The organism is Paenibacillus sp. T2-29 (genome assembly GCF_052921365.1).
The window spans coordinates 70,812-95,930 of the sequence record NZ_JBREVE010000006.1 but is presented as its reverse complement, the minus strand read 5'-3'; the positions used below and the strand labels follow the sequence as shown (position 1 = coordinate 95,930).

Below are 25,119 nucleotides of genomic sequence, written 5' to 3'. Positions count from 1 at the left end.
GTTGTGAAATGATCACTTAAAGTAATTATAACTGATATATCGTTCCTTGACATACGAGCTTTGTTGACAAAATGTGAACGTGTCCGTAAGAAAGCCGCCTCCTTCGGAAGGAAGCGGCTTTCTGAATATCCTGATGATTAAGGTTCCCTGCGGAGCCCTCATACATACTATTATCCGTTATTTTGCCAAGTTAGCATGGACTTCTACAGCCCGGTCCAAAAACTGCTCGATTTCCTCGCGGGATTTACGCAATCTGTTCACCAGACGTACTAGTTCTCGCCCTTCACTGTAAGCGATAAAGCTAGGAATCCCTAGAACATTTTGCTCTTGGCTGACACTTTCGGCCTGTTCTACATCAATCTCAATTAATGTAAGCTTGTCTGCATATTGTTGCTCTACATCAGGCATGAATGGATCAATAAAATGACAATCCCCGCACCAGTCCGCCTTGAACACAGCTACCGTTACACCTGGAGTGGATATTGCCTTATTAAAGTCTTCATGAGAGACGATTTTTTGCATACATAATTCCTCCTTAAACTTCTTTTGTGCAGGAGATCCTGTACTTTCTATTGTAACGCCAAGTGAAGCTTTTGCACACTCCCCTATTATGCTCACATGCCGATTGGAAGCCCTCTCATTGAGACATACTATAGATATACTTAAGAATCCACATAGGCGACGACATCCCAATAGCATACCCAACATACTTGGTGGAATACGGGGATGCCTGCATTTGAAAGGAGGTTATTTAAACATGTCTCTCACCGAATGGCTCCATGTCGCATCTCGACAGCTTCAGGGAGGGCTAAAGTTACTGGGTTCCGTTCCGCGTGTTGCGGAGGAGGCATGGGAGGGCAAACGTGCGGCCTGGACCGAATCCCGTAAATTACGCTATCCCTTGCGTGATCTGCCGTGGGATTATCATTCGGCACAGGCCGCCATGAATGAAGCTGAAGCATTAATGCTGGTGAACGGACCCGCTACGCGTCCCTCTTCTCTAAATATGCCCTTATGCGAAACAGACTGTGAGCTGCTGGAGCGGATCAAGAACGATACAGCACAGGAGAATCGCAGCAACATCACGCGAACTGCCGCTTATCTTGAATGCTATCGTGGCTACCCGGAATTACACTGGGCATTACTGGCCCATCTGGTTTCTCGTAATGGCGGCTATAATATGACTGACCTGAAGGGGGAGCTCATTGGCAACCTGTTCGGCGAACAGGAAAAGGAGTGGCTGTATCGGCTACTTGAGCGCTGTAACGCTCTTATTTTTCAAGACGCTTATCCACAGTTGCAGCTTTACATGCACAGCCGTCATTTGGGACGGAGTTGCTTCCATTTGTTGCCTCATTTTCACGTTTCGCCATTCATGAAGCCCTTTTGGGAACGTTTCTGGGCTTGGCGGGATAGTTCTCTTTTGACGGTAGCGCTCATTATTAATGAACAAAACTATATTGAAGGACGGGTTGTGAAAGACCCGTATTTTCAAAAATTTGTGACACATAAGCCAGGCTTTTATTTGCATGACTGGCTTCAGCTCAATCAGGTTATATTTCCGCTTGGGCTAAACGGTGGACTTGCCGGACTTGTCATGGAGCGTTTTGGCCATCTGGATGAGCGGATCGGCTTTGGTAAAAGTCTTTACGCTATGTTATTTGGCCATCAGCAGGTACTGGATCAGGTATTCGCATTTGCAGCCAGCGTGCCGCATACCGGGTCTCGCAGCGACTATTGGCCCGGACTATTCACTCCGAATGTACAAAAAGCGCTGCGCTCTCCAGAAGAGAGTGCAACGCTTTTAGCACATGAATGGCTCCCGCCAAGTCAACGTCTGTACAGCCCGGAGCTGAACGCCGTCTGGTCAGATACAGCCTATGATCCGATTCCCCGTTATGACTGGTTTCAGGACGGTTCTACACTTGGGCATATCAGTGAACCAAGACGGCCTCTGTTATTTGCCATGCGCCATGAGCATCGCCATGGCATTCAAAAAACAGCAATGGCCCATGATGCTCATAACAGCTTAAGGTCCTTTCACTGAACAGATGAGAGGGCTTTTTTAGCCTCGTTGTCCAGTGGACTCACGCTGTAGGCGCATTAACGGACGCAATACCTTCTGCAACACGCGCGGATAGTTACCCAGCTCGTCCCTGCGCAATACGCGCAGTACAACCAGCAATACCAAGTAGCATACCAGTACAACCGCTCCGGCAATGCAGCACGCAATCAAGAAGGCTACACGCGCAGGCATCAGATGTACCAGCAAAATGCAGGCTTCATTTACTCCGTACCCGATAGCTCCCGAGACAACGACTGCGGTTAGGAAGCCAGCCCAGCGACGGCCCATGATTGAGAAGGAAACAATCCCTTTCAGTACACGTAAATTCAGCAACGTAATGACGAGAAAACATAATCCGGTTGCGGCAATAATTCCGTAAATCCCTAGCCAACCAGCCAGCAGCCAGCTCGCTGCCAACTTCACGACGATCCCAACCATCACATTGACCATTGAAATACGCGGCTTGCCCATACCAATCAATATCGAATTAGAGGTCATCATCGTAATCTGAAAGATCGTTCCGAGTGTCAGAACAGCGATAATCCCGCTGCCTCCAAGCGAGCTGAACAGCAGACCATTAATAGAATAGGCAGTCACACATAAAGCCAGCACAATCGGCATTCCAGTCAGAATAGAGATACGCAAGGCAAGCGTCATCTGATTTTGTAAATGCTGTTCATCCTTACGGGCAAAAGCCGCTGAAATGATCGGAATGAGCGATTGACTGAGTGCAATGGCCAAGATTGGCGGAATGCCTGCCACACTCTGTGCCCTAGAGCCTAGATAACCCAACTGAGTAGTCGCCTGATCCAATCCCACTTGTCCAGACAGCAGTCTAACTACAATCGACGTATCAATAAAATTAACCGCCGGAACCGTCAGAGACGACAATACGATAGGAATAGAGAGCTTGAAAATATCTTTGTAAATGCGCATCATTGGTAGCGCGGAGCTTTCCTCTTGAAATTGCTCTTGACGATCTTGGCGATCCTGACGACGCAATTTCACCGTGTAGTACAGCATTACCGCCAGAGCGCCAAGACTTCCCATGACACCCCCAAAGGAGGCCCCCGCCGCTACCTCACGATCTCCATAGCCAAGCTTCAAAATAATAAAAGCGAGCAGAATTGCGGTGGCTACCCGTGCGACCTGCTCGACAATCTGTGAAATACCGCCTGCGGTCATATTACCGCGTCCTTGGAAGTATCCGCGCATCATCGCAATGGCAGGAAACAACAGCAAAGCGGGTGCCAAAGCCTGAATAGCCAAAGCAGACTGCGGAACCCCTGCTACATGCTCGGCAAAATAAGGCGCTTCAAAATACAGCAGCCCCGTAATGATAACACCGGCCACGGCCGCGAATATCAAAGCCGCACGATACACACGTCGCGCTTCCGCAGGACGATCCAGTGCGTAGCGTTCCGAAACCATTTTGCTCAGTGTGCTGGGAATGCCGGCCGTAGCGACCGTGAGCAGCATCAAATAAGCGTTGTTCGCAATGGTAAACGAGGCGTTCCCGACGGAGCCGAGCAAATGCTCCAATGGAACGCGCTGTACCAGACCAAGCACTCTGGCCACCAAGGCGGCAGCGGCTAAAATAAGCGTACCTTTAAGGAATGTTTCTTTATTGGACAAAATGCGTTCCCTTCTTTCTTGCTGTTCACATGCATGCAAAAGCCCCGCAACAAACAGTCATGGCCTGAGCCATCACCGGTGCGGAGCCGCATGTCGATTCTGTCTCTGCAAATCATAATAAACGAATCTCTGGTTAAAACACCCAAATCAAGAATACAATTATCATGGCAAGCTGCAAAATTACTTTCATCACGGTGCTAGTAAACAGGCCCAAGACGGAGCCAAAGCCCACTTTTATAGCTCGATCCAGCGGGGCTTTGCCAATCAGTTCACCCAGCACAGCACCGATAAATGGTCCCAAAATCAGACCGAATGCCGGAATAACGAAAGGGCCAATAATGATTCCTACTGTACTAAGGATCGCTGATAAACGCGAGCCGCCAAATCGCTTAACTCCCCAAGCATTTACAGCATAATCCGCAACAAAAAGGGCAACGACGATTAATGTTTGTATAATCCAAAACAATGCATTGTATGGAGCAAACGAGAAAAACCAGCCGTATACAAAAAATGCAAAATAAATGGCGAGCGCCCCCGGCAATACGGGATACACCGCTCCCGCCATGCCCACAATGAACAGTACAATGACAACAATCCAACCTACAACGTCCATGGGCCTCCTCCTTCTCGTCTATTCATCTTGCTTGTGCACCATCATTTTATTACACAAGCACATAATCTCGAATCACTTCTACAATGCCGTCCTCATTATTCGAAGCCACAACCACATTAGCGGCTTCTTTTACCGTATCCTGAGCATTCCCCATCGCTACACCCAGTCCAGCCGCTTGAATCACAGCCAGGTCATTCAGACTGTCACCTACGGCAACCACCTGCTCCATGGTAATGCCGAGCAGGTCGCACACTTCAGCGATGCCACTGGCTTTGGATATACCAGCCGGATTAATTTCCAGATTCGTCATCGAAGAATTAGAAATTTCAAGTCCCCCCATCTCCTGAAGCTTAAGCAAAATTTGATGGCGAATTTCATCATTTTCCGTATTATAACCGAATTTGAGCCATTCCTGTGTGTCCAATGTGTCCGGCCAACGATCTCTGTTATATAACTCCTCGGTTGAGTAAGCCCAGAACCAGGAGCCTGTTTCTACGGCAATCTGGTGCATCTTACGAACGAGCTCCTTATCAAGTAAATAACGGCGCCACAACTCGTGGGGTGATTTCCACACCTCACTGCCGTTTACGGTTACCATTGGCGTCTCCAGGCCGAGTTGCTGACCGTAGGGCAGAGCATGCATGGCTGCACGTCCGGTGGACAAGCATACATGAATCCCTTCCTGAATCGCCTTGTTAATCCAGTTAATCGTTTCCAGGGAAATTTCATGATTATCATTCAGTAAAGTTCCATCCATGTCGAGCGCAAGCAGTTTGTATTTATATTGGTTTTCTCCCATAGTCTCTCTTCCTCCTGTTGTCCCTTATGTCCAACGACATTTTACCATGAAAAAGAGAAGCCCACAAAAGTATTCAAGTCCTTACTTGGCTGCAAGAGGCTTTTTAGGAGTACCATCTAGCCCGTAAACTTCGTCATACGCATCAAATATTTTACGCGCAACCGGTCCCGCGCTCGTCGCACCAAAGCCCCCTTCAGGAATGATGACCGCTACCGCCAGCTTCGGATTTTGACGTGGAGCAAAAGCGATGAACACCCCATTATCTTTAACCGTACGTCCCACCACCTGCTCAGAAGTCCCTGTTTTACGGGCATAGTCATAAGGAAATCCGTTAAAGGCTTTAACATCGGTAGCCATACCCCGAATCACTGTATTCCAGTACGTATCTGAAAAAGCGACCTCATTCAGCACCTTCGGCTTAAATTCACGTACAAGATTCCCCTGATCATCTACAATTTTGTTGACCAAATGAGGCTGCATGCGCTTACCCTTTGTTGCCAGCACAGTCGTATATTGGGCCAGTTGCATGGCCGTATACTTTCCCTGCTGACCAAAGGATGCCTGTACCAAACGTGTCAGTGCACTTTCATGCTTGCTCGTATATTCAAGTCTGCCTGCCCACTCGCCCGGCAGATCTACTTCTGTCGGTACGCCTAATCCAAATTCCTTCATATATTTGTCCCATACGTCAATTCCCTGATGCACCCCTGCATTACTTCCGTATTTGGCATACAGCGGCTTGCCGATCATATCCACCATAAACGTATTCGACGAGACCTCAATTGCCCTGCTAGGTGTCAAAGAACCATACACATGTCCGCTAGAATTCCCAACCCGGCTGGAGCGATTTTTGCCGTAGTACGCACTTCCCGTATCCAGATAAGTTTGTCCGGGAGAAAACAGATTTTCCTTCAACCCGATCAGCACGGATAGCGGTTTAATGGTTGAACCCAGCAGGACCGAGGATTCCGGGTGCGGGCCCACTTTTCCACTAGGTACGGATTTAATTGTTCCATTTCCCATTTTGTGCTGAATTTCGTCATATACCGAAGGTGAGGTACTTCCACTTTTCCATACATTAGAGTCATAATCCGGCATACTGGCCATTGCCACGATATTTCCGGTCTCTACCTCCATCGCTACAGCGAAGCCAGTGGTTGCGTCTTGATGAAGCTTCCCCGATACGGCATGAGTATGAAGCCAGCGAAGCTGATCCATAATGGCCTGTTCGGTTTTCTGCTGAATTTCCTTGTTGATGGTGGAATATAAATGATGTCCTTTTTCAGGAGGAGTAATGGATTCAATGCCCTCCGGCATGCTGCGAGGATTGACCTCTACCGTTTTATATCCGTTTTTTCCTCTCAGCTCGTCCTGGTACTGAAGCTCCAAGCCATCATATCCGACCGTTTCACTTTCCGAATAAACCTGTGCCGGTTTTAAAACCTCCGAATTCGCTTCATAGAGCTCTTTATATTTGGGCCGGTTCGTTCGAGCTCCTTTGAACTTGTACATATATCCAATCGTTTGTACCGCCACCCGATCCGGGTCATAATGGCGTACACTTTCTTCTACAACCTCTACACCAGGGAACTCTGTCCGATGTTCCAGAAAATAAGCGATTTCCTCCCGACTCAAGTCGGATTTGACCAAACGTGGGGTAAATCCCCTATATTGATTATAGTCCGGGTCCAGTCGCTTTTTTATTTCCTCTGCATTAAGCTGCTCTCCTTCGGTACGACCCAGTTCGTTTAATTTGGCAGCAAGCTTGGCAGCAAAAGCATTAAGCTCAGGGAGCAGCTTTTCCCCCGGTTTGCGATCTTTCTCCGTACGTTTGCTATAATCCTTAGATAAAGTTACATACAAGGACTGTACTGAAGTCGAATACGCCAGCTTAACCGTACCTGTGGAGTCATAAATCGTGCCGCGACTCGGGGCTAACGGGACATTTTTCATATTTACTGATTGCTGCTGGCCTTTCAGCTCCTCCGATTGTACAAACTGCAATACAGCTAGTCTGGTAATGATCAGGGCAAACAGCACAAAAGTACTAAAAAACAGTAGGTTGGTTCGTAAAACCGTCCGTTTTTTTCGTGACTCTTCATTCTCTTCAACATTTTTCTTTTTAAATGAAAACTTTTTATCCAAACTTCCTCTGTCCATATTAGCTAGTCATTACTCCTTTCAGTTAGGTTTTTATATTCCTGATCCTACCATATCCAAAGCAATAAACGATGAATTCCCAGATGACAATTTTGTAAGAAAACGTAGAAAAAATACAAAAAAAGCTTCCCTTAGCCCAATGGCTAAGGGAAGCTTACCTGAAATAGTATCTGTATAAAAATAATTATGGCTGTTTAGTAGTGTTAGGATCGGTTGCTGTGGCATCCTTTTTCTTAGGCACCCCGTCCAGACCGTACACTTCGTCGTAGGCATCAAAGATTTTACGTGCTACAGGTCCGGCACTCCAGGCCCCGAAGCCCCCTTCAGGAATAACAACTGCTACTGCAAGTTTGGGATTCTGACGCGGAGCAAAGGCAATAAATACCCCGTTATCTTTTAGTCCTCTGCCTACAACCTGCTGTGATGTCCCCGTTTTGCGAGCAAAGTCATACGGAAAGCCGTTAAATGCGCTGACATCTGTTGCCATTCCGCGTATGACTTCATTCCAGTATGCATCCGGGAAGTTCACTTCATTCAGCACCTTCGGCTTAAACGTCTGGACAACATTACCATTGGTATCTTTAATTTGACTGACCAAATGCGGCTCCATCCGTTTGCCTTTTGTAGCAATCATCGTTGTATACTGAGCAAGTTGCATAGGCGTATATTTACCTTGTTGACCAAAGGATGCATATGCTAATTTGGAAAGTGCAGACTCGGATTTACTCCTCGTATACTCTCGCCAACCCAGGAACTCACCAGGCAAGTCTACTCCAGTAGAAACACCTAATCCAAATTTCTTCATGTAGCGGTCCCATACGTTAACACCTTGGTCTTCTGCTGCGTTATTAATATATTTGTTATATAAGCGCTTGCCAACCATATCGACCATAAAGGCATTGGAGGAATGGCGAATAGCGGTAGCCGGGTCCATTGAACCGTACACATGACCAGATGCATTGCGTACCCGTGAAGAGTTGTTCCGTCCGAAATAAGCTGCTCCTGTGTCTTGATAGTACGTATTTGTTGTAAACAGTCCTTCTTCCAATCCAATAAGAACAGACAGCGGCTTAATTGTAGATCCCAGAAGCACTGTAGAATCTGGATGCTGTCCAGGTTGGCCTGAGCCAACATTCTTTATTGTAGCGTTTTGATACACATGTTTTATCTCTTCATATTTGTCTTTTGAAATCGTACCCGTTTGCCAATAATTCGCATCATAATCCGGCATACTAGCCATAGCTACCACATTTCCGGTATCTACTTCCATCGCTACTGCGAAGCCTGTTTTCGCATAAGGATGAGTTTTGCCGGATACAGCATGTGAATGGAGCCATCTCAATTGATCCATAATGGCATTTTCAGTCTTCACCTGAATTTCTTTGTTAATAGTGGAATAGACATTATCCCCTTTTTGCGGAGGAGTAACAGAATCTACACCTTCCGGCATATTGCGTGGATCAATGGGTACTGTTTTATAGCCATTTTTCCCCCGTAATTGTTCCTGATATTGATATTCCAGCCCGTCAAAGCCCACAGATTCGTTATCCATATAAATGAGGCCCGGATCATTTTCAGCTGACATGGATTTTTGAATATTCTTATATTTATCCAACGTTTCACGTGCACTTTTATAACTTTTAATATAACCAACCGTTTGAACAGCTACCGTGTCAGGATCGTAATGGCGTACCGTTTCTTCAACGACATCTACGCCTGGAAACTCACTTTTATGCTCCATAAAATAAGCGACTTCTTCTGGAGTAAGATTGGTTTTAATCAGACGAGGCGTAAAACCGCTAAATCGTTGATAGTTCCGGTCCATGGCGTCCATAATTTGTTCTGGCGTCATTTTAGGCTCATCTTTATTGCCATATTGAGCAAATCGATTCGCCAGCTTCTGTGTCATTTTCTCCAGCTCAGGCAATAGCTTTTTGTCATTATCACGCTTTTCTTCCATACCATCACTGTAGTTCTTGGAGAGCGTGATATAAAGCGACTGTACTGGTGTAGAATACGCCAGTCTGTTCTGCCCGGTTGAATCATAAATTGTTCCGCGAATCGGCGTAAGCGGTACATTTTTGGTAACATTACTGGCCTCCTGCTGTTTGAGCTGGGGTCCATCTACAAATTGAAGTATCGCCAGTCTTACAATAATGACCGTAAATATAATGAACGAGCTGAAAAAGAACAGATTGATCCGGAAGCTAAATCTTTTTCGGTCGGATGTCTCATTGTCTTTTCCTTGCTCGTTGTCCATCTTTCTCATGTACCCTTCTCCACTCCTTCTTTAAATCACTTTATCCTTGATATGTGTTTGGGCAAAACCTGGCGGGTTAAACCAGTCTCCACTTTGTGCCCAAGTCGGGTCCAGCGGTACCCACTGATCCTGTCCGCTCAAATATACCTCATTCCAGGCATGGGACCCGTATCCTCCCTGTCCGTTGTATCCAAGGCCTGTTACAACCTTGACCTGTAGTCCCTGCGAACGAGCCATCATTGAGTAAAGGCGGGCATAATCAATGCACACTCCTTTACGTGTATCAAACGTATCTCTGGGAGTCTGTTCATGCCAGTCACCACGTTGCTCATAGGCTTCCACCTTACTGTAATCATAGCTAATACGGGTGCCTACCCATTCATACAACGCTCTGGCTTTTTGCTCGTCACCGCTAGCCCCTTCTGTAATCTTGGCCGCTGCCTGAACGATATCGCTTGGAATGTCCCGGTCGATTATTTCATATTTGCGCTGCATGATACCATTCAATTCCTTGGTAACAGCCTGCGTAAATACGGGCAGCTTATCCTTAATTAGAGTCCCGGACAACGGCTCAATGACCGATTGCGCACCTTGCTTATAAATCGGCGAAGCTTGTACGTAGCTGCTAAACCCGCTGTCTGGATACAGACTTACGCCTATGAACAGCAGGGCTATGATCATCATGGCGCGAGCTCCACCAATAAGAGTACCTATGCCGGCCCCTGCCACCCTGCTGAAAAAGCCCGATTTCTTTTGATGCTCATGGAGGGAGGAATCTGATTTGCCACCTACCATCAACACATAAATGGCACGCAGTATAAACTGGGCAATAGCATAACTGAGCATGAACAATACGGCGAACCGCAGCAGCGGAAAACCCTCTATCCCCGCCACAAGCGTATAATAGAATTGCTCAATCCCACTTAGTTTTCGCTGTGGCAAATGCCCCATATAAGCTGCCAGCCATTGTTGCACCTTCGGTGAAAGCCACATGGCTAACCCGAGCGAGCACAAAATGCCCGCCACAGTGAGTATGCCATCCACAATGAGACTAAACAGCGCACCTACAGATCTGGAGGCCCCTCGCCTCCACCCCTGTATCAACGACAATACTACGATGGCGATCAGAAACACCGTCACGCCATTCCAATGAAGAATAGACTCAAGCCAGGATGGGTTCATTGTGTTCCTCCTGTCTCTACGGCGACTGTGGCTGCTGTACAGCAGCCAAGTCTTTCGCACTTTCGATATATTTCTTGACTGTGTCGCTCATACTCCATTCGCCCAGCGACATTCCCTGAAACCATACCTTGACCTTCTCACCCTCAAACGGGCCTTTTACTTCCAGGTTGGAACTGGTCACTGTAAATGTACCATCTCCGTTGGAGGTGTATTTGGCATTTTGGCCCTCTTTTATCATCATGTTCAAAGCCTCGCTCTGAACCTTGTTAATTGCATCATCCTTTGCCTGAGTCACGACCTTGCCGACCTGTTCAAAGGAAATACCACTGTAGACTAGCAAGCCTGCAATCACAACAATGACGATCAGCCATTTTACGAGAGTTCTTACAATCTTCAATATGACTAACAATAGGACAAGCCCAATCACTATATACAGCCAGTTATCCTGAACGATCTGCCAATTATGTTCCAAAAACTCTGACCAGACGTTCTTATCCATTCGCTACACTCCCGTTTCCAACTACATGATTCAAATTGCAAAATTGTCTCTGTAATTATACATGATTACGCAATGTCCTGTCAGCTTAGGTATTTTACTTTGAATTCTTGTCCATACAAAGTGGTCTATGTTCGTCCAATCTGGCGTACAACTTAGGAAGGGCCAATACGAAGTAACATGAAAGTTTACATTAAGGAAAGGGGGTCATTCACATGAAAACAGCCCTCTGGCTGTATCTCTTTTTGTTCATTGCCTTTTTTGATCTGCATGCACAATATCCTATTTTGACACCATTCGCCATCTCTTTGGGGGCAGCTCCTACCTTTATCGGTTGGATGATGGGAATTTACTCTCTGACTCACCTGCCTGGCAATTTGATGGCAGGTCCCAAAGTCGACAAACACGGCAGTCGCCGATATATTATGTTCAGCCTGACAGCCGCAGGCCTCATCCTGATCATTCAATCGTACATCCATACACCGTGGGAATTACTTTTTCTGCGTGCGATTAGTGGCTATGTGTTGGCCTTTTTATCTCCAGCCTGTCTGGCCATGCTGGCGCAACTGTCTGATCATCCGGTTACCCAGGGCAAATATATGTCGGGACATGGTGTCGTCCACACGTTGGCCTCTGTTCTATCTCCTGCCGCAGGCGCATTTATCGTTGCCAGCTTTGGCTTTAGCGAGACATTTAGTTCCCTTGGTATCATTCTCGTAATCACGGGGCTTATGGCTTATTTCACCTTACCCAAAAAGGCACCCGCTCCGCAGGCCCAATTATCTGAGGGTCATACGACACCTGCTCCACTCTCGGCAGCACAGACGCGGTTACCATTCAATTGGCGTTACCTGCTTCTACCTTTTGTTTTGGCGTGCGCACAAGGCATTTTATTTTACGAGATCCCATTACGAAATAACGGTTCTGCGTCCATGATGTCCACCGGATTGCTCTTTTCCATCATCAGTTTGGGGGCACTCTGTACGCTCAGTTTGCTTTTTCTGAACAAATATTCACCGATGGTAAGGCTACTTTGCGGCATTATTCTGATGTCTTTAAGCTTCTACGCACTCGCCACTACGCCCGAAGCGATAATAGGCATTATCCTGTTTATTTTGGGAACAGCCAAAGGCATCATTTTTCCAGCGCTGGCCTCTCTCTTCATACGGATTGGAGGTGCTCGATTGGGCAAAAGCTTTGCCCTGCAATCCATTGCAACGTCTATCGGCTCCTTTGCCGGGCCTGTACTGGCGGGTCAGCTTCCGGATCACATATCTCCTTTTTTTATCGCATTTCTGATTCTGATGACTGGCCTGCTATTCGTTCCCATTCAGCGATTATCTCCTACACCACCACTATCTGCCTCGGGCCCTTACCATTCCTAGTTACAACTAAGGGGGCATGCTGAGATACTACCTTTAAAGCCCAAAATACGTTCTAGAGGGCATACGCACAGTACCTAATACCCTACTTAACATAGACTAATTTGACTGAACAATTCATTTACAAAGGGAGGTGCAGCCCGTGAGCCACTGTCATCCTGTAAGCCCTTGCCCTGTTTTCGGCACTTCAACTGGTACCATTCTTGTTCTTTATGTTCTGCTCGTCATCATTCTTCGTACTTGCTGGATCTGATGTCTGATATGCCCTAATATGCTGACTATGTACCTATGCCTGCCACTTCTGGCAGGCTGTTTTGTTGTTTTTTGCATGGGAACCCCTTTTAGAGCTAAACTATACACATATTCTTTCATTTCCCGGGGAATTTCGAGCACAGGCATCAAGCAAGGGGTGAGCAAAATGGCGATAACCGTGATCGTCGAAGGAAAAAATGACCGCAGTAAACTCCGCCGATTACTCGATCCGGAGGTCAACATTTTATGCACCTTCGGCACACTAAACTCAATAAAATTAGAATCCCTCCGCCAGCGGACCAAGCATGACGAAATATTTTTATTTATGGACAACGACAGCTCAGGGAAAAAAATAAGAGGTGTGCTTGCAGACGCTTTTCCGGATGCCCTTCATATGTATACACGCAAAGGCTATGCAGGCGTAGAAGGTACTCCAGATGAATATGTAATTGCCCAGCTGGAAAAAGCAGGGCTTGAGGAATACATTGTATACCCTCCCGTTCTTTAGTCCTGCAAATAACAAAAAAAGCTGTCCTCAGGTCAATTTCATGCCTGTTGGACAGCTCTATATAGTACAGCTTCTAAGATTGGTATTAGAACTTATGAACCGTATCAACGATCATCAGCAAGAAGCTGAGTGTCAAATGGTTAATGGAAAAGAAAAATACTTTTTTTGCCCACGAATCCGTTTCTTCTTCCTTAATCGTAAAGCCTTTAAAGGCATAAAACGCCCAAAGCACGGACAGTAACACGGACACGATCATAAAAATCATACCGGCATATCCATAAGCATACATAAGGATGGGTACCGGGATCAGTAGCACAATATAAGGAATCATCTGAATCTTAGTCCGATGGATGCCTTTCACGACTGGCAGCAATGGAAATCCTGCTGCGCGATATTCCTCAACTCTGCGAATGGCAAGTGCCCAGAAGTGAGGAGGTTGCCATAAGAACAGTAGTGCGAATAAGAGCCAAGCACCCATGTCAATACGGCCCGATGCGGCCACATAACCAATTACCGGAGGCATAGCTCCAGAAATACCGCCAATGGATGTACTCCATGTAGATGAACGTTTCAACCAGAGTGTATAGATGCCAACGTAGACAAACATACCCAATATGCCCAGTAGTCCTGCCTTCACACCAGAGAAGGAGAATAAAACAGTCAATCCGACAATACCCAAAATAATAGCGTATGACAACACCGTTGTAGGGGTCAGACGTCCTGTTGGCAGTGAGCGATTACGTGTGCGCTCCATCTTCAAATCCAACTCACGGTCAAAGTAGTTGTTAAAGACACAAGAAGACGCCATAACCAGCATTGTACCTAAGAGTGTAAGAATTAACTTTATATAGTCAACGTCCCATTGCGATGCTAACCAAAAACCACCGAAGGCTGCAACCAGATTAGTACGAAGGATGCCTGGCTTGGTAACTGTAATAAAATCTTTCCAAGTGCCGGCCTTGCCGGGTGGTTTAGATTTTACAGAATAGGTAGCCGCATCCGAAGAAGTCTTATAACTAATATTATCCATTGTGAGTAACTCCCCCTTAGAGATGTATGAATTCGGGAGTAAGTTGAACTCCGATATAAATTTTATCATATACCCACCCCAAAAAGTTTGACAGAAAACGCACAAAACGTTCACAATTCAGATGGCAAATCACCCCTGTTGATCGTTTACAGTAAATTTGGGTAGTAATAAGTACAGGAAACAATACAAAAGGAGCGACAGATATGGATACAGCCACACACTTTGTCATGGGAGTCGGGTTGGCCGGGCTGGCCTATACTGATCCTGTCGTCGCCGGAGATCCCAAGCTAGCAGCGGTCATACTGCTCGCTACAGTCGTAGGGTCACAAGCTCCGGATTTTGACACCTTGCTTCGGTTGAAAAATAATGCAGCGTATATTCGCAATCACCGTGGACTGTCGCATTCTATCCCCTTCTGGTTGATATGGATCTTGTCCATAACGGGACTGATTTGCCTGATCTTCAGGGATGTGCCCCCAGGTCATGTAGCATTATGGGTAACGATTGCCGTCTGCCTGCATGTATTCACAGATTTATTCAATACGTATGGAACCCAGGCATTTCGGCCGTTTACGAATAAGTGGATATCTTGGAATATCATCCATATTTTTGATCCCTTTATTTTCGGCACCCATGTTGCTGCGATCATGCTGTGGATCACCGGATTGGTTCCGCCCGCCCCCTTATTTATTACGCTGTACGTCATTATTGGCCTGTATTACATTTGGCGAACCTGGAGTCATTTTATTACCAGAAAAGCGGTACGTGATATGGACAACAAACGTCAGGAAGGCGACACCTATTATATCATTCCCACGGTATCATGGAACCGGTGGCATGTGGTAAAAGCTCATCAGAATGGAAGCTATGACATTGGCGGATTAAATGGCAAGCATTTATTTTGGACGAAACACGCAACTCCATCCACACATCCAGCCGTAGAGGCCTCCAAATCCTATCGCGATGTGCAAGCATTTCGCTATTTTTCCTCCTTTGCCGTTGCCGAGGTGGAAGAACTGGAGTGGGGCTATATTGTGCGATGGGGAGACGTCAGGTATCGACACCGGAGGCAATATCCATTTGTGGCGGTGGTCGCGATGGATAAGCAATTCGGACTGATCAACAGTTATATTGGATGGCTCAGTGACGAAAAGATGCAAAAACGTCTTTCCTTGCATACGAATTAAAAATATTTCCAAGCTAACAATAGGCCGAGTGTATTACAGACAGCAAGTCTCCCTTAAACGGGGGCTTGCTGTTTTTTTGACTATTCCCGTAAAAAAAGTATTTCATGAAAGCGCCCTCTTGACGAAGCAGACTAACGTGATTCACAATGGTCATAAACATGCGCAAAAAAATCCGGAGCATGATTGCTCCGGATTTTCTTCATCACAGCTGCTCATAATACAGCTTCCAAGATGGGAGTGTTTATGTGTATTACTGCAAGCGGCTGCTGCCCGACAAGGATTGTTCTGCTTGTTGGACCAGCTTTTTCGTGATGTATCCCCCAAGAGAACCTGTTTCGCGGGAAACGACATTACCGAAGTAACCGTCCTGAGGGATGGTGATGCCAAGTTCTTGAGCTGCCTCATATTTTAATTGTTGTAAAGCGGCGTTGGCCTGCGGTACTTGCAGGTTGTTTGAACGACGTCTGCTCATATTTGAATCTCCTTTCAGTTCTTTGTGAGTGAGGTTCATTGCAAGCTTGCAAGATTATTATGGCTCACTTACATCTACTTATTCCTGAAATTCAACATTCGAAGGCTGGAGGTTTTTACCATGAGCAAAGGTCTATCCCTATGGTTCGCCGTTTCATCCATTGTCCTGCTGACAGCAGCCGCTATATCCATCAGCTATTCTGCATGGCTTGCTATATTACTGGGGCTTTTATCTGTCGGCAATATCGGCTGGGGCTTTGTAATCAAGGCCCGACAACGTCGCTCTTAAGTCGATTTGCAGAAGCCCCCATCTGTCTTGTCTTCAATAGGCTCTAGCGTACACGTGGCAAAAAGCCCATACGCTCTTTGACCGCAGACAGCGTGACTTCAGCAGCTTCTTGAGCACGCTCTGCGGATCGGGCCAAAATATGTCCAATTTCACCGGATTCCCGGATATCGCGATAGCGCTGCTGAATCGGTTCAAGCATAGCTACAACCGTCTCTGCCAGTTCTTTTTTAAATGTCCCGTACATTTGGCCTTCATAACGATCCTGCACTTCTTGGAGCGACAAACCGGAACACTGGCTGTAAATGCTCATTAGATTACTAATTTCCGGTTTATTGGCCGGGTCATATTTAACTTCACTGCCCGAATCGGTAGTGGCGCGGCTGATTTTTTTGCGTATAACTTTCGGATCGTCCAGCAGCGCAATAAAACTGCCTGCATTCGGATTACTCTTGCTCATTTTTTTGGATGCATCATCCAGGGACATAATTCTCGCCCCTACTTCAGGGATATACGGCTCGGGAACAGTAAAATAATCTCCATAACGGTGATTAAAGCGGCCCGCCAAATCCCGTGTCAGCTCCAGATGCTGTTTCTGGTCATCACCTACTGGGACAAGATCCGCATTGTAGAGCAAAATGTCGGCTGCCATTAACGACGGATATACGAACAGCCCTGCTCCTACGGAATCCTTGCCAGCAGACTTGTCCTTAAACTGAGTCATACGTTCGAGCTCGCCCATATTCGTCAGTGTCGTCATCAACCATCCCAGCTCAGCGTGCTGAGGAACATGGGATTGTAAAAAGACGTTGGATTTCTCTGGGTTAATACCCGCTGCGATAAATAATGCCGCCACCGCCTCCGATTGCTCGCGTAATTGAGCTGGTTCCTGCGGTACGGTAATCGCATGAAGATCTGGAACCATAAAGTAACATTGGTGATCCTCTTGCAATTTCACAAAGTTTTTCATTGCGCCGATGTAATTACCCAAAGTAAGTTGTCCACTAGGCTGAATACCTGAAAGTACGGTTTTCATATTCTTCCTCCTCCGTTTATTTCAATATTTTAGAACGCAAAAAGGCCCCGCATCCTCAAGGGACGCGAGACCGTGGTACCACCCTTATTCATTGCCGTCAGCCTATTAGTTGTCGGAGCTATCCCCCGTGGCCGCTGCAATCTTAAAGCTCCGTTAACGGGGAGCAATCGGCCGTCATACTGAGGAAAGCAAAATCCTGTTCTGTGCGGCACTCCAAGGTCCATTCAGCAGTGCAGACTCACCGGTTCTCATCCACCACCGGCTTTCTGAAGAGCTTATGCAAAAGCTTACTTGTCCTCATCATCGTGTTATCCATGTCATTTCCTTCTAAGCTACATTAATGATAATTCCGCTTACTGTTATTGTCAAATGACGATTGTGCCATATGACCAAAAATCTGTTATCATAATGACACGAAGCTTCAACCGATTATAGTGGACAAAGGAGCATGAATATGAAACAAGTGACCAAAGAACACTGGAACGGTTACGACACGTATGTTTTACATAGTGGTGAATTGGAAGTTACAATGATCCCTCGTCTGGGGAATAATATTATCTCCGTGCGTGATCTGAAGCTGAACCGGGATATCGTACGTCGACCTGGCGAGGAAGAATTGGCATTTTATTTACAAAAGCCATATCATTTTGGCTTACCTATTTTGATTCCTCCTGGCCGAATTCGCAAAGGACAATTTGAGTTTGACGGCGTCCCATATCAGTTTGACCGTAATACAGCCAACGACAATCATATACACGGTCTGCATCGCAATCAATCCTGGCGTTGCAGCGATATTGAAGAGGATGAAGATGGTTGCAGCGTAACAACCGAGCTTCTGACAGAAAGTGATCCGCACTGGATGGAACAATACCCCATTCCTTTGCGGCTGGAAATGACGTATCGTTTGCAGGGCACCGTATTAAGTCAAACGCTGCGCGTCACAAATCTAGGTGAAAAAACAGCCCCATTCGGCTTGGGATACCACACTTGGTTTATGGTGGATGGAGAACCTGAGCGCTGGCGCCTGAAGCTACCGGTGAATGGAGTATACGAACAGGATATTGAGCAGCTGCCTACAGGTGTCATTACTTCTTTAGATCATTTGGAACAGCTCTCCTCAGGTCTATCTCTGAAAGGAACAAATTTGGATACTGTGCTGCGAGCAACGGAAGGCCCTGCTGAAGCTGCCTTGACTCGTGATGATGGCTATCAAATCCGCTACACAGCAGATGAGCAATACTTTAAATATTGGGTGCTATATACCAAAGGGGAATGCGATCAGTATCTTTGCATTGAGCCTTATACCTGGCTATCTGATGCTCCCAATTTCCCAGACCCAGTCGGAGATGGTGGGTTGATCCGTCTAGAGCCTCAACAATCCATCGACCTCAAAACTCAGATTCATATCATATATCCGTAATTTCCCTATAGTCACTTTTCTTCCTTCGGCGCATATTTTCATAACTCTGTCGCATACTAACCTCATCACAGCCGAAGGAGGTGACTACACATGTATGAAGCCAATCAAGGCAGAGGACGTCGTAGCAATACTCTAGTCGTTCCTCAAGCCAACAACGCATTGCAACAATTGAAATATGAAGCTGCGCAAGAACTGGGCATCACCATTCCGGCAGACGGTTACTATGGTGATATGCCGTCCCGTGAAGCTGGGTCTCTGGGAGGCTATATCACTAAACGCTTAGTACAGCTGGCTGAACAGCAATTATCAGGTCGTTCAGGTCAATAAGCGTCATTATTCCACATGAGCATTCCGTTATCGTAATTTACCAAAATGCGTTATAACGGGTATATAACAAAGGCGGTCTTCCTTCGGAAGGCCGCTTTTCTTTGCTCTTTTTAATGTCGATGATTATTCAGATTTAGCCGCGCGATATGTAGGCTTGTTATAGCGGATCATGAGATTAGCCATGTTGTAGTTGGACTCTAATGTTGCATCTACCAAGATTGTTCCTTGTCTGATGGCAAAATCGAAAGCAATCTCACCATGAGTCCAGCTACGCTTGTGATTTAGCGTTTCCAGAGCCATACGCCGAAAATGATCCCGATGCTGTACAGATAAGCCTGGTTCTACTGCTGCAAATGTGCCACCTTTGCCTGCAATTGGATTATGCCGAATCCCAAATTTACCAACTACATTATTCCGTATTTGTACAAATACGATGCCTGACGATAAACCCGCCAGTTCATTATCCAATTCTTTAAAAACGATATCCATCTGCCTCGCCAACGACAATTGACCTACTTCATCCATCAAAAAACCCTCCTATATACCTTGTATTAAAATATTTAATAGGTCTTACGGCTCAATTATATGCGAAGGTTTTTAAGCTTACAATCAAATTCAACATAATTGGGTATTTATAACTATTTTCTAAGTATATCCATCATTTTAAATTTCGCTAACAGGTAGTGTCAATTACACTTCGACATTTTGCGACTTTATTCATCATCCTCTGCAAAAATTACAAAAAAGGCCCCCCTTACGGGAGACCTTCTAAAATAACTCGGTTATTTTGTCATTTGCAAAAATTGCTCAATATCCTGAACAGTAACTTGTGCGGCGTTACGCCAGAAGTCAGCCTGTGTTAAATCGGTACCCAAGTGCTTGGAGGCCAGTTCTTCTACTGTCATGCGACCTGTATCACGCAGCAAAGCATCATATTGGTCGGCAAAGCCATCCGAATTTTCCTTCGCAAAAGCGTAAATCCCTGCACTGAACATATACCCAAACGTGTATGGGAAGTTGTAGAAAGGAGTTTCCGTAATATAGAAGTGCAGCTTGGAAGCCCAAAAATGAGGATGAGCCTCATCCAGAACCCCACAAAACGCTTCACGCTGCGCTTCTTCCATCAACTCACTTAATTGCTGTGCTCCTACAACACCCTTTTTCCGCAGTTCGTAAAAACGGGTTTCAAATAGGAAACGGGCATGAATATTCATGAAGAAGGCTACACCACGCTGAATTTTATCCTCTAGCAAAGCTACCTTCTCCTGACCCTCAGCAGCTTCCAGCAAAGCATCTGATACAATCAGTTCTGCCAGCGTCGATGCCGTTTCAGCCACGTTCATAGCATAATTTTGATTCAATGGATGCAATTCATTCATCACATGCTGATGATAACCGTGTCCGAGCTCGTGAGCCAGTGTCGAAACGTTGGATGGTGATCCGGCATAGGTCATAAAAATACGGGTTTCTTTGCTTAGACGCAGAGATGTACAAAACCCGCCTGGACGTTTGCCTGGACGATCCTCTGCTTCGATCCAGCTTTTCTCAAAAGCCATCTGGGCAAAGTCAGCCATTCTCGAACTAAATTTACCAAATTGCTCAACAATCGTTGCGGCTGCATCGTCGTAAGGGATTTTAGTGGTTGATGTTCCCAGCGGAGCTTCAATGTCATGCCAGGACAGTTTTTCTAAGCCTAGAAGCTTGGCTTTCCGCTCCAGGTATTTAACTACAATAGGCTTGGTTTCATTAATCACTTGCCACATCGTGTCCAACGTTTGGGCTGACATACGGCTGATTTCCAGCGGTTCCTTGAGCACGTCTGTCCAGCCTCGGTTTTCATATAGCTTGAGGCGGAAACCTGCCAGATGATTCAGTGTATCGGCGCAATAGTCCTCAACCTGAGTCCATGCCTCTTCCCAACGTGCAAATACATCTTTACGTACGCTGCGATCTGCTTCATCCAGCTTATTAGCTGCCTGACCCACAGACAAGTTTACAATCTCACCATTTTCAGGCACAGGGATCGTCATATTTTTGACAATGGTATCATAAAAGTCACCCCAGCCATGGTAACCATCCACTGCCAAATCCAATGCAAGGCTCTCCAGCTCAGGAGCCATTTTTTCACGCGCTTCGTTCCGGTATTCAGTCAGGACAAAAGAAATCGGCTTGATCGCTTCGCGCTCCATCCACTTCTGCCAAATGTCTTCACTGGTTTGTGCCAGCAAGTTCTGAAAAGCGACTAAAGCACTTTTCCCTTGGGCATATAATGAATTGACACGCGCCCCCAGTTGAACAGCCAGCTTGTCATGCTGATTTTGAGCAGTTAAACAAGATACAAAAGAACCTGCCTGCGATGCTCCATTAAACAGCTCCTGTATGCTATTCAGAACACTATCCAGACGCTCGGTATCCAACACCGTTTGTGGCACTTTGGCTACTTTAAGCTGGGATTGCAGCTGTTGGACCTTGCTCTCCAGTTCTTCCAAAAATGCATGAAATGAGGCAGAGGAAGAGCCTCCGCTAAAAATAGATTCCAGATCCCATGTTTGCTTTAACGGTGTTTTCATAATAGTTCCACCTTTCTTTTTTGGCGAATTCATGTGGTTTCATATACAATAAAGCTACATCGTGATGATACAATCACTACAATTAGGAGGAAAACAGGATGAGACCCTTACAAATTTCGCCGGAAACGGCTGTGAAATTATCCGAAAAACTCGGCATTCCGCTGGAACACCTTATGCATACACCCCAGCACATTTTGATGCAAAAGCTGGCCGAACTGGCTAAAGAAGAAACCGCTGGCTCGAACGGCGGAGAATCGGACAAATCATGATTCCTTTTGATAAAACCTGGCCTTATGACATTGTCATGGGAGATGTTTATGTACAGTCTTGTCCGTTTTGCAATCATGATAACGTCTTGCTACCCCTGAAGCCCAAAGAGCTTAAGCTCATTCATGAAGGCATGAAAAAGCTGCTTGTGTTTCCATGCTGCCATAACAAGGTTACTTTGGTGGATTGTGACGACGATTATTTGCTGTCAGATACCACGTTGCGCCATCATTAACTTATGAGGCAGTTGCAAGATAAGATAACTCGTTTTACAAACAAGGTGTGAACCATGAGCCTAGATCGCTCATAGTGCACACCTTTATTACTTCAAGAGGAGCTTGCGTTCTGCATTTCCTCAGGTAGCTGGAAGTTTTTTGCCAGCATTTGTTCACGTAGGACAGACCACTGTTCACGAGAAGCTCTAATCATCGCTGCATCCATAATTTTCTTGTCATTAATGACACGCGAAAACCAGCGCACTGCTTCGTTAAAGTTACCCGTACGTCGATGCAGTTCACCAATCAGATAAAGCAGTTTGGCATTATTCGCACCGACGCCCTCCAGCTCATAGACTCGAACATAGGAATCCAAACTAAATTTGAGAAAGCGAAGCTCCTGCTCCTCATTCCCCTGGTATCTGTACATCCATGCAATATGCTGCAATAGACTGGCTACTACGCGTTCCTTTTCTCCGATGACCTGTGCACAGAGTAAACCCAATTTGTACGTTTCTAATGCCTCTTCCCAGCTACGATGCCCGCCATATTCGCGAGGCTGCCAGCGATTACCGATTTTATCCTTAAATAGCTTGGTTTGCTGATCGCTTAACTGAACGGTAGAGTGCTCTGTCGAAGTAAATCCACAATGAGGACAGACCCGTACGACATAAAAATCCGGATTTTCGTTCTTATAATAAGCGCAAAAATCTGAATCGGTACGAATAGCCTTCTTTAGGCTTGGTCTGACACGGGATGTCTGAAATTCTTGTTCGCACTGCGGGCAGACGATTTTGATCTGATATAACGGTTCAAGTTCCAATGTTTTTACAACCCTCTCCAAAATTCGGCAATCCCCGAAAGCTTACGGGGTATTTACAAAATGATGCGCAGGACCGGACAAACGACTAAGTATGATGGAACGAAGCGGCTCCTCAATTCCCGTATCCGTTAACGCATCTGCCATACAAGACAACCATGCCTCTGCTCGCTCCTCCGTCACGGGGAACTTCATATGTCTGGCACGTAACATCGGATGACCATATGCATCAGAAAAGAGGGACGGCCCTCCAAAAAACTGGCTTAGGAACATAAACTGCTTTTCCTTTACCGGCTCCATGTCTTTAGGAAACAGGGGACTTAACAACGGATCTTTATAAACTCTCGGGTAGAAGGCCTCAATAATAGCACGAATACCTTCTGCACCCCCAAGGTTGTCATAAATGCTCAGGCTAGGATTCACTTTTCCTCCAACTTTCTGTGCTATGGTAATAAATATACACTCGTATTATAACAAAAAACAAAAAATGACGCTAAAAATAAGCGTCATTTTATCAATTTAACATATGAAGAGGTTTGCTTCGCTGCACATCGCTTCGTCATTCCATGAATTCCACTAATAACTCCGCCAATCCTCTTCACCGGGATGGACGAGAGAGGCACGAATTACATACACAAAAGCACATACAAACAGACCGGCAACGATACTCATCCTGATCACTCCATCCTTAAGGTTATGGAATCGTTGTTTTTTTATTTTAACATACTCTTTACAAAAAAACAGCATTCCATGTAATCGTTTTCTTTACTTTTTTGTACTCTTTGTCCATCCCCGACATAGGTATAATAGTACAACTCCAAAGGAGGGGCCTCCATGTCGCTGTACCACCGTTTCTCGCTTCCTTTGCTCATCCTTATGCTGTTATTCCTATTCATACTGATGGCCGTGTATCCGCAATCTTCTCTGAATGCCGGGCTTCGCGGTCTTGCCATCTGGTGGGATGTGCTATTCCCGTCCTTATTTCCATTTTTCGTTATTTCCGAGCTTCTTCTCGGCTTTGGAATTGTTCATTTCATAGGTGCGCTACTGGACCCACTGATGCAACCTCTATTCCGTGTACCTGGCTGCGGGGGGTTTGTCGCTGCGGTCAGCTGTGCATCCGGCTACCCTATAGGGGCCAAATTAACCGCAAAGCTGTGGGAGCAAAAATGGATCACACGCATTGAAGGTGAACGTTTGGTCGCGTTTACGACTTCCTCTGATCCGATATTTCTGATCGGTGCAGTTTCGGTTGGCTTCTTCCATCAACCCGAAATTGCACTCGTACTGGGAGCGGCCCATTACGGTGGTGTTCTCATCATCGGACTACTCATGCGTTTTCATGGTTCCCGTTCAGAAAAAAACGATATTCGCAGCGAACGTTCTCAGCCTCCTCAAAAAACCTGGTCGAAGTCTGCTAACACAATAACAACAGGTCGCAATAAGCAGCCTGGACCACTGCGCCAAGCGTTATATGCTATGCATACAGCACGTTTGGAAGACGGACGTCCATTGGGTGAGTTGCTTCGTCAGGCGATTGCTTCCTCCCTACGCCTTATTATTGTCGTAGGAGGGCTGGTTGTATTCTTCTGCGTCATTTTAGAAGCTTTGACGAACTCTGGCTTAATGAGCGGGCTACATCTGCTTACGGCTAGCTTATTGTCTGCCTGTGGTCTTCCTCCTGCATTAACAGAGTCCATCGTAGGTGGTATTTTTGAAGTCACTTTAGGTGCGCAAGCTGCAGGTGGAGCCGCAGCAGCGGCATTACCGTTCAAGGTAGCTGCAGCAGCTTTTGTTCTCTCCTGGGGCGGGCTATCGGTCCATGCACAGGTTGCAAGTATTTTAAATATGACGAATCTCCGCTATATGCCATTTTTGCTGGCCCGGGCTGCGCATGGGATCATCTCCGCACTGCTAGCTCTCGTGTTATGGCGCCCGTTAATGGGACAGGGAAGCTCTCCGGTCTTTTCTCCGGTACATGATATCGCATGGTCCCCTGGCTTCTCGTCCGCTATGCTACTGCAAAGTCTGCTGCTTCTTGCTTGTATACTGACTGGAATGCTGGCTCTCTCCTGGTTAAGCGTGGGTACAAATCGCTTATTCGTACGATTGAGAGGAATACACCGGCAATGAACGAT

The 25,119-nt window shown here is 46.2% G+C and carries 25 protein-coding genes and 1 other annotated feature; of the genes, 10 read left to right on the top strand and 15 right to left on the bottom strand.

All coding sequences use genetic code 11. The annotated features are described in order from the left end of the window. Positions 1-177: 177 nt before the first annotated feature. Entirely contained in the window at positions 178-522 is a 345-nt protein-coding gene (locus tag ACU1JV_RS17600; RefSeq protein ID WP_013372917.1) for a thioredoxin family protein, read from the bottom strand. Positions 523-757: 235 nt separating this feature from the next. Between ACU1JV_RS17600 and ACU1JV_RS17595 the strand changes: the two genes are divergently transcribed. Continuing rightward, the gene (locus ACU1JV_RS17595; RefSeq protein WP_413986954.1) at positions 758-2,047 is read left to right on the top strand and encodes a DUF2515 family protein; all 1,290 of its coding nucleotides are present in this window, start codon (positions 758-760) and stop codon (positions 2,045-2,047) included. A gap of 18 nt (positions 2,048-2,065) precedes the next feature. Here the strand turns inward: ACU1JV_RS17595 and ACU1JV_RS17590 are convergent, their stop codons facing one another. The 7 genes from ACU1JV_RS17590 to ACU1JV_RS17560 all read right to left on the bottom strand — a co-directional run bounded on the left by ACU1JV_RS17590 (position 2,066) and on the right by ACU1JV_RS17560 (position 11,213). Then, the gene (locus tag ACU1JV_RS17590) at positions 2,066-3,700 is read right to left on the bottom strand and encodes a putative polysaccharide biosynthesis protein (RefSeq protein ID WP_413986955.1); all 1,635 of its coding nucleotides are present in this window, start codon (positions 3,698-3,700) and stop codon (positions 2,066-2,068) included. Positions 3,701-3,833: 133 nt separating this feature from the next. After that, complete coding sequence (locus tag ACU1JV_RS17585) at positions 3,834-4,313, bottom strand: DUF456 domain-containing protein (RefSeq protein WP_413986956.1); 480 nt, start codon at positions 4,311-4,313, stop codon at positions 3,834-3,836. 49 nt (positions 4,314-4,362) lie between these two features. Then, on the bottom strand, positions 4,363-5,112 hold the full coding sequence (locus tag ACU1JV_RS17580; protein WP_017427275.1) for a Cof-type HAD-IIB family hydrolase: 750 nt from the start codon (positions 5,110-5,112) through the stop codon (positions 4,363-4,365). Positions 5,113-5,193: 81 nt separating this feature from the next. Then, on the bottom strand, positions 5,194-7,272 hold the full coding sequence (locus ACU1JV_RS17575) for a peptidoglycan D,D-transpeptidase FtsI family protein (protein ID WP_413986957.1): 2,079 nt from the start codon (positions 7,270-7,272) through the stop codon (positions 5,194-5,196). A gap of 184 nt (positions 7,273-7,456) precedes the next feature. Further along, the gene (locus ACU1JV_RS17570; RefSeq protein WP_413986958.1) at positions 7,457-9,541 is read right to left on the bottom strand and encodes a peptidoglycan D,D-transpeptidase FtsI family protein; all 2,085 of its coding nucleotides are present in this window, start codon (positions 9,539-9,541) and stop codon (positions 7,457-7,459) included. Positions 9,542-9,562: 21 nt separating this feature from the next. Beyond that, on the bottom strand, positions 9,563-10,714 hold the full coding sequence (locus ACU1JV_RS17565; protein WP_413986959.1) for a transglutaminase domain-containing protein: 1,152 nt from the start codon (positions 10,712-10,714) through the stop codon (positions 9,563-9,565). A gap of 16 nt (positions 10,715-10,730) precedes the next feature. Continuing rightward, a complete protein-coding gene (locus ACU1JV_RS17560) occupies positions 10,731-11,213 on the bottom strand; it encodes a hypothetical protein (RefSeq protein ID WP_058830389.1) in 483 nt (160 codons plus the stop codon). A gap of 212 nt (positions 11,214-11,425) precedes the next feature. Here ACU1JV_RS17560 and ACU1JV_RS17555 point away from each other — a divergent pair, with 212 nt between their 5' ends. Both ACU1JV_RS17555 and ACU1JV_RS17550 read left to right on the top strand, forming a co-directional pair. Next, positions 11,426-12,595 (top strand): MFS transporter, encoded by a 1,170-nt coding sequence (locus tag ACU1JV_RS17555; protein ID WP_413986960.1) that lies wholly within the window; start codon positions 11,426-11,428, stop codon positions 12,593-12,595. Positions 12,596-13,010: 415 nt separating this feature from the next. Beyond that, complete coding sequence (locus tag ACU1JV_RS17550) at positions 13,011-13,352, top strand: toprim domain-containing protein (RefSeq protein ID WP_017427271.1); 342 nt, start codon at positions 13,011-13,013, stop codon at positions 13,350-13,352. Positions 13,353-13,437: 85 nt separating this feature from the next. Here the strand turns inward: ACU1JV_RS17550 and cyoE are convergent, their stop codons facing one another. Beyond that, complete coding sequence (gene cyoE / locus ACU1JV_RS17545) at positions 13,438-14,382, bottom strand: heme o synthase (protein WP_413986961.1); 945 nt, start codon at positions 14,380-14,382, stop codon at positions 13,438-13,440. Between the two features lie 203 nt (positions 14,383-14,585). Between cyoE and ACU1JV_RS17540 the strand changes: the two genes are divergently transcribed. After that, a complete protein-coding gene (locus ACU1JV_RS17540) occupies positions 14,586-15,569 on the top strand; it encodes a metal-dependent hydrolase (protein WP_016819988.1) in 984 nt (327 codons plus the stop codon). 250 nt (positions 15,570-15,819) lie between these two features. On the opposite strand, the gene ACU1JV_RS17535 is transcribed toward ACU1JV_RS17540, so the two are convergent. Then, complete coding sequence (locus ACU1JV_RS17535) at positions 15,820-16,041, bottom strand: alpha/beta-type small acid-soluble spore protein (protein WP_013311857.1); 222 nt, start codon at positions 16,039-16,041, stop codon at positions 15,820-15,822. Positions 16,042-16,161: 120 nt separating this feature from the next. Between ACU1JV_RS17535 and ACU1JV_RS17530 the strand changes: the two genes are divergently transcribed. After that, positions 16,162-16,329, top strand: a complete 168-nt coding sequence (locus ACU1JV_RS17530) for a hypothetical protein (protein WP_016324694.1) — start codon at positions 16,162-16,164, stop codon at positions 16,327-16,329. A 43-nt stretch (positions 16,330-16,372) separates the two neighbouring features. Here the strand turns inward: ACU1JV_RS17530 and trpS are convergent, their stop codons facing one another. Beyond that, entirely contained in the window at positions 16,373-17,362 is a 990-nt protein-coding gene (gene trpS / locus ACU1JV_RS17525; RefSeq protein ID WP_058710786.1) for a tryptophan--tRNA ligase, read from the bottom strand. Between the two features lie 55 nt (positions 17,363-17,417). Next, positions 17,418-17,675: a binding site (T-box leader), on the bottom strand. A gap of 141 nt (positions 17,676-17,816) precedes the next feature. Here trpS and ACU1JV_RS17520 point away from each other — a divergent pair. Both ACU1JV_RS17520 and ACU1JV_RS17515 read left to right on the top strand, forming a co-directional pair. Further along, positions 17,817-18,782, top strand: coding sequence for an aldose 1-epimerase (locus ACU1JV_RS17520; RefSeq protein ID WP_413986962.1), 966 nt, complete (start codon positions 17,817-17,819; stop codon positions 18,780-18,782). 90 nt (positions 18,783-18,872) lie between these two features. Further along, the gene (locus tag ACU1JV_RS17515) at positions 18,873-19,109 is read left to right on the top strand and encodes an alpha/beta-type small acid-soluble spore protein (protein ID WP_013372934.1); all 237 of its coding nucleotides are present in this window, start codon (positions 18,873-18,875) and stop codon (positions 19,107-19,109) included. A 123-nt stretch (positions 19,110-19,232) separates the two neighbouring features. Here the strand turns inward: ACU1JV_RS17515 and ACU1JV_RS17510 are convergent, their stop codons facing one another. Both ACU1JV_RS17510 and ACU1JV_RS17505 read right to left on the bottom strand, forming a co-directional pair. Beyond that, complete coding sequence (locus ACU1JV_RS17510; protein ID WP_013372935.1) at positions 19,233-19,634, bottom strand: hypothetical protein; 402 nt, start codon at positions 19,632-19,634, stop codon at positions 19,233-19,235. Positions 19,635-19,891: 257 nt separating this feature from the next. Further along, positions 19,892-21,679, bottom strand: a complete 1,788-nt coding sequence (locus tag ACU1JV_RS17505) for a M3 family oligoendopeptidase (protein ID WP_040102930.1) — start codon at positions 21,677-21,679, stop codon at positions 19,892-19,894. Between the two features lie 98 nt (positions 21,680-21,777). Here ACU1JV_RS17505 and ACU1JV_RS17500 point away from each other — a divergent pair, with 98 nt between their 5' ends. Both ACU1JV_RS17500 and ACU1JV_RS17495 read left to right on the top strand, forming a co-directional pair. Continuing rightward, positions 21,778-21,948: a YycC family protein gene (locus tag ACU1JV_RS17500; RefSeq protein ID WP_080683342.1), complete on the top strand. Its 171-nt coding sequence runs from the start codon at positions 21,778-21,780 to the stop codon at positions 21,946-21,948. Further along, a complete protein-coding gene (locus ACU1JV_RS17495; protein WP_013372938.1) occupies positions 21,945-22,181 on the top strand; it encodes a hypothetical protein in 237 nt (78 codons plus the stop codon). The genes ACU1JV_RS17500 and ACU1JV_RS17495 overlap by 4 nt, the downstream gene beginning before the upstream one ends. 92 nt (positions 22,182-22,273) lie before the next feature. Here the strand turns inward: ACU1JV_RS17495 and ACU1JV_RS17490 are convergent, their stop codons facing one another. Both ACU1JV_RS17490 and ACU1JV_RS17485 read right to left on the bottom strand, forming a co-directional pair. Then, entirely contained in the window at positions 22,274-22,984 is a 711-nt protein-coding gene (locus ACU1JV_RS17490) for a DUF2225 domain-containing protein (RefSeq protein ID WP_017427265.1), read from the bottom strand. A gap of 42 nt (positions 22,985-23,026) precedes the next feature. Further along, positions 23,027-23,404: a globin domain-containing protein gene (locus ACU1JV_RS17485; RefSeq protein ID WP_013372940.1), complete on the bottom strand. Its 378-nt coding sequence runs from the start codon at positions 23,402-23,404 to the stop codon at positions 23,027-23,029. A gap of 411 nt (positions 23,405-23,815) precedes the next feature. Here ACU1JV_RS17485 and ylbJ point away from each other — a divergent pair, with 411 nt between their 5' ends. Further along, entirely contained in the window at positions 23,816-25,114 is a 1,299-nt protein-coding gene (gene ylbJ / locus ACU1JV_RS17480; protein ID WP_090738322.1) for a sporulation integral membrane protein YlbJ, read from the top strand. The last annotated feature ends 5 nt before the right edge of the window (positions 25,115-25,119 follow it).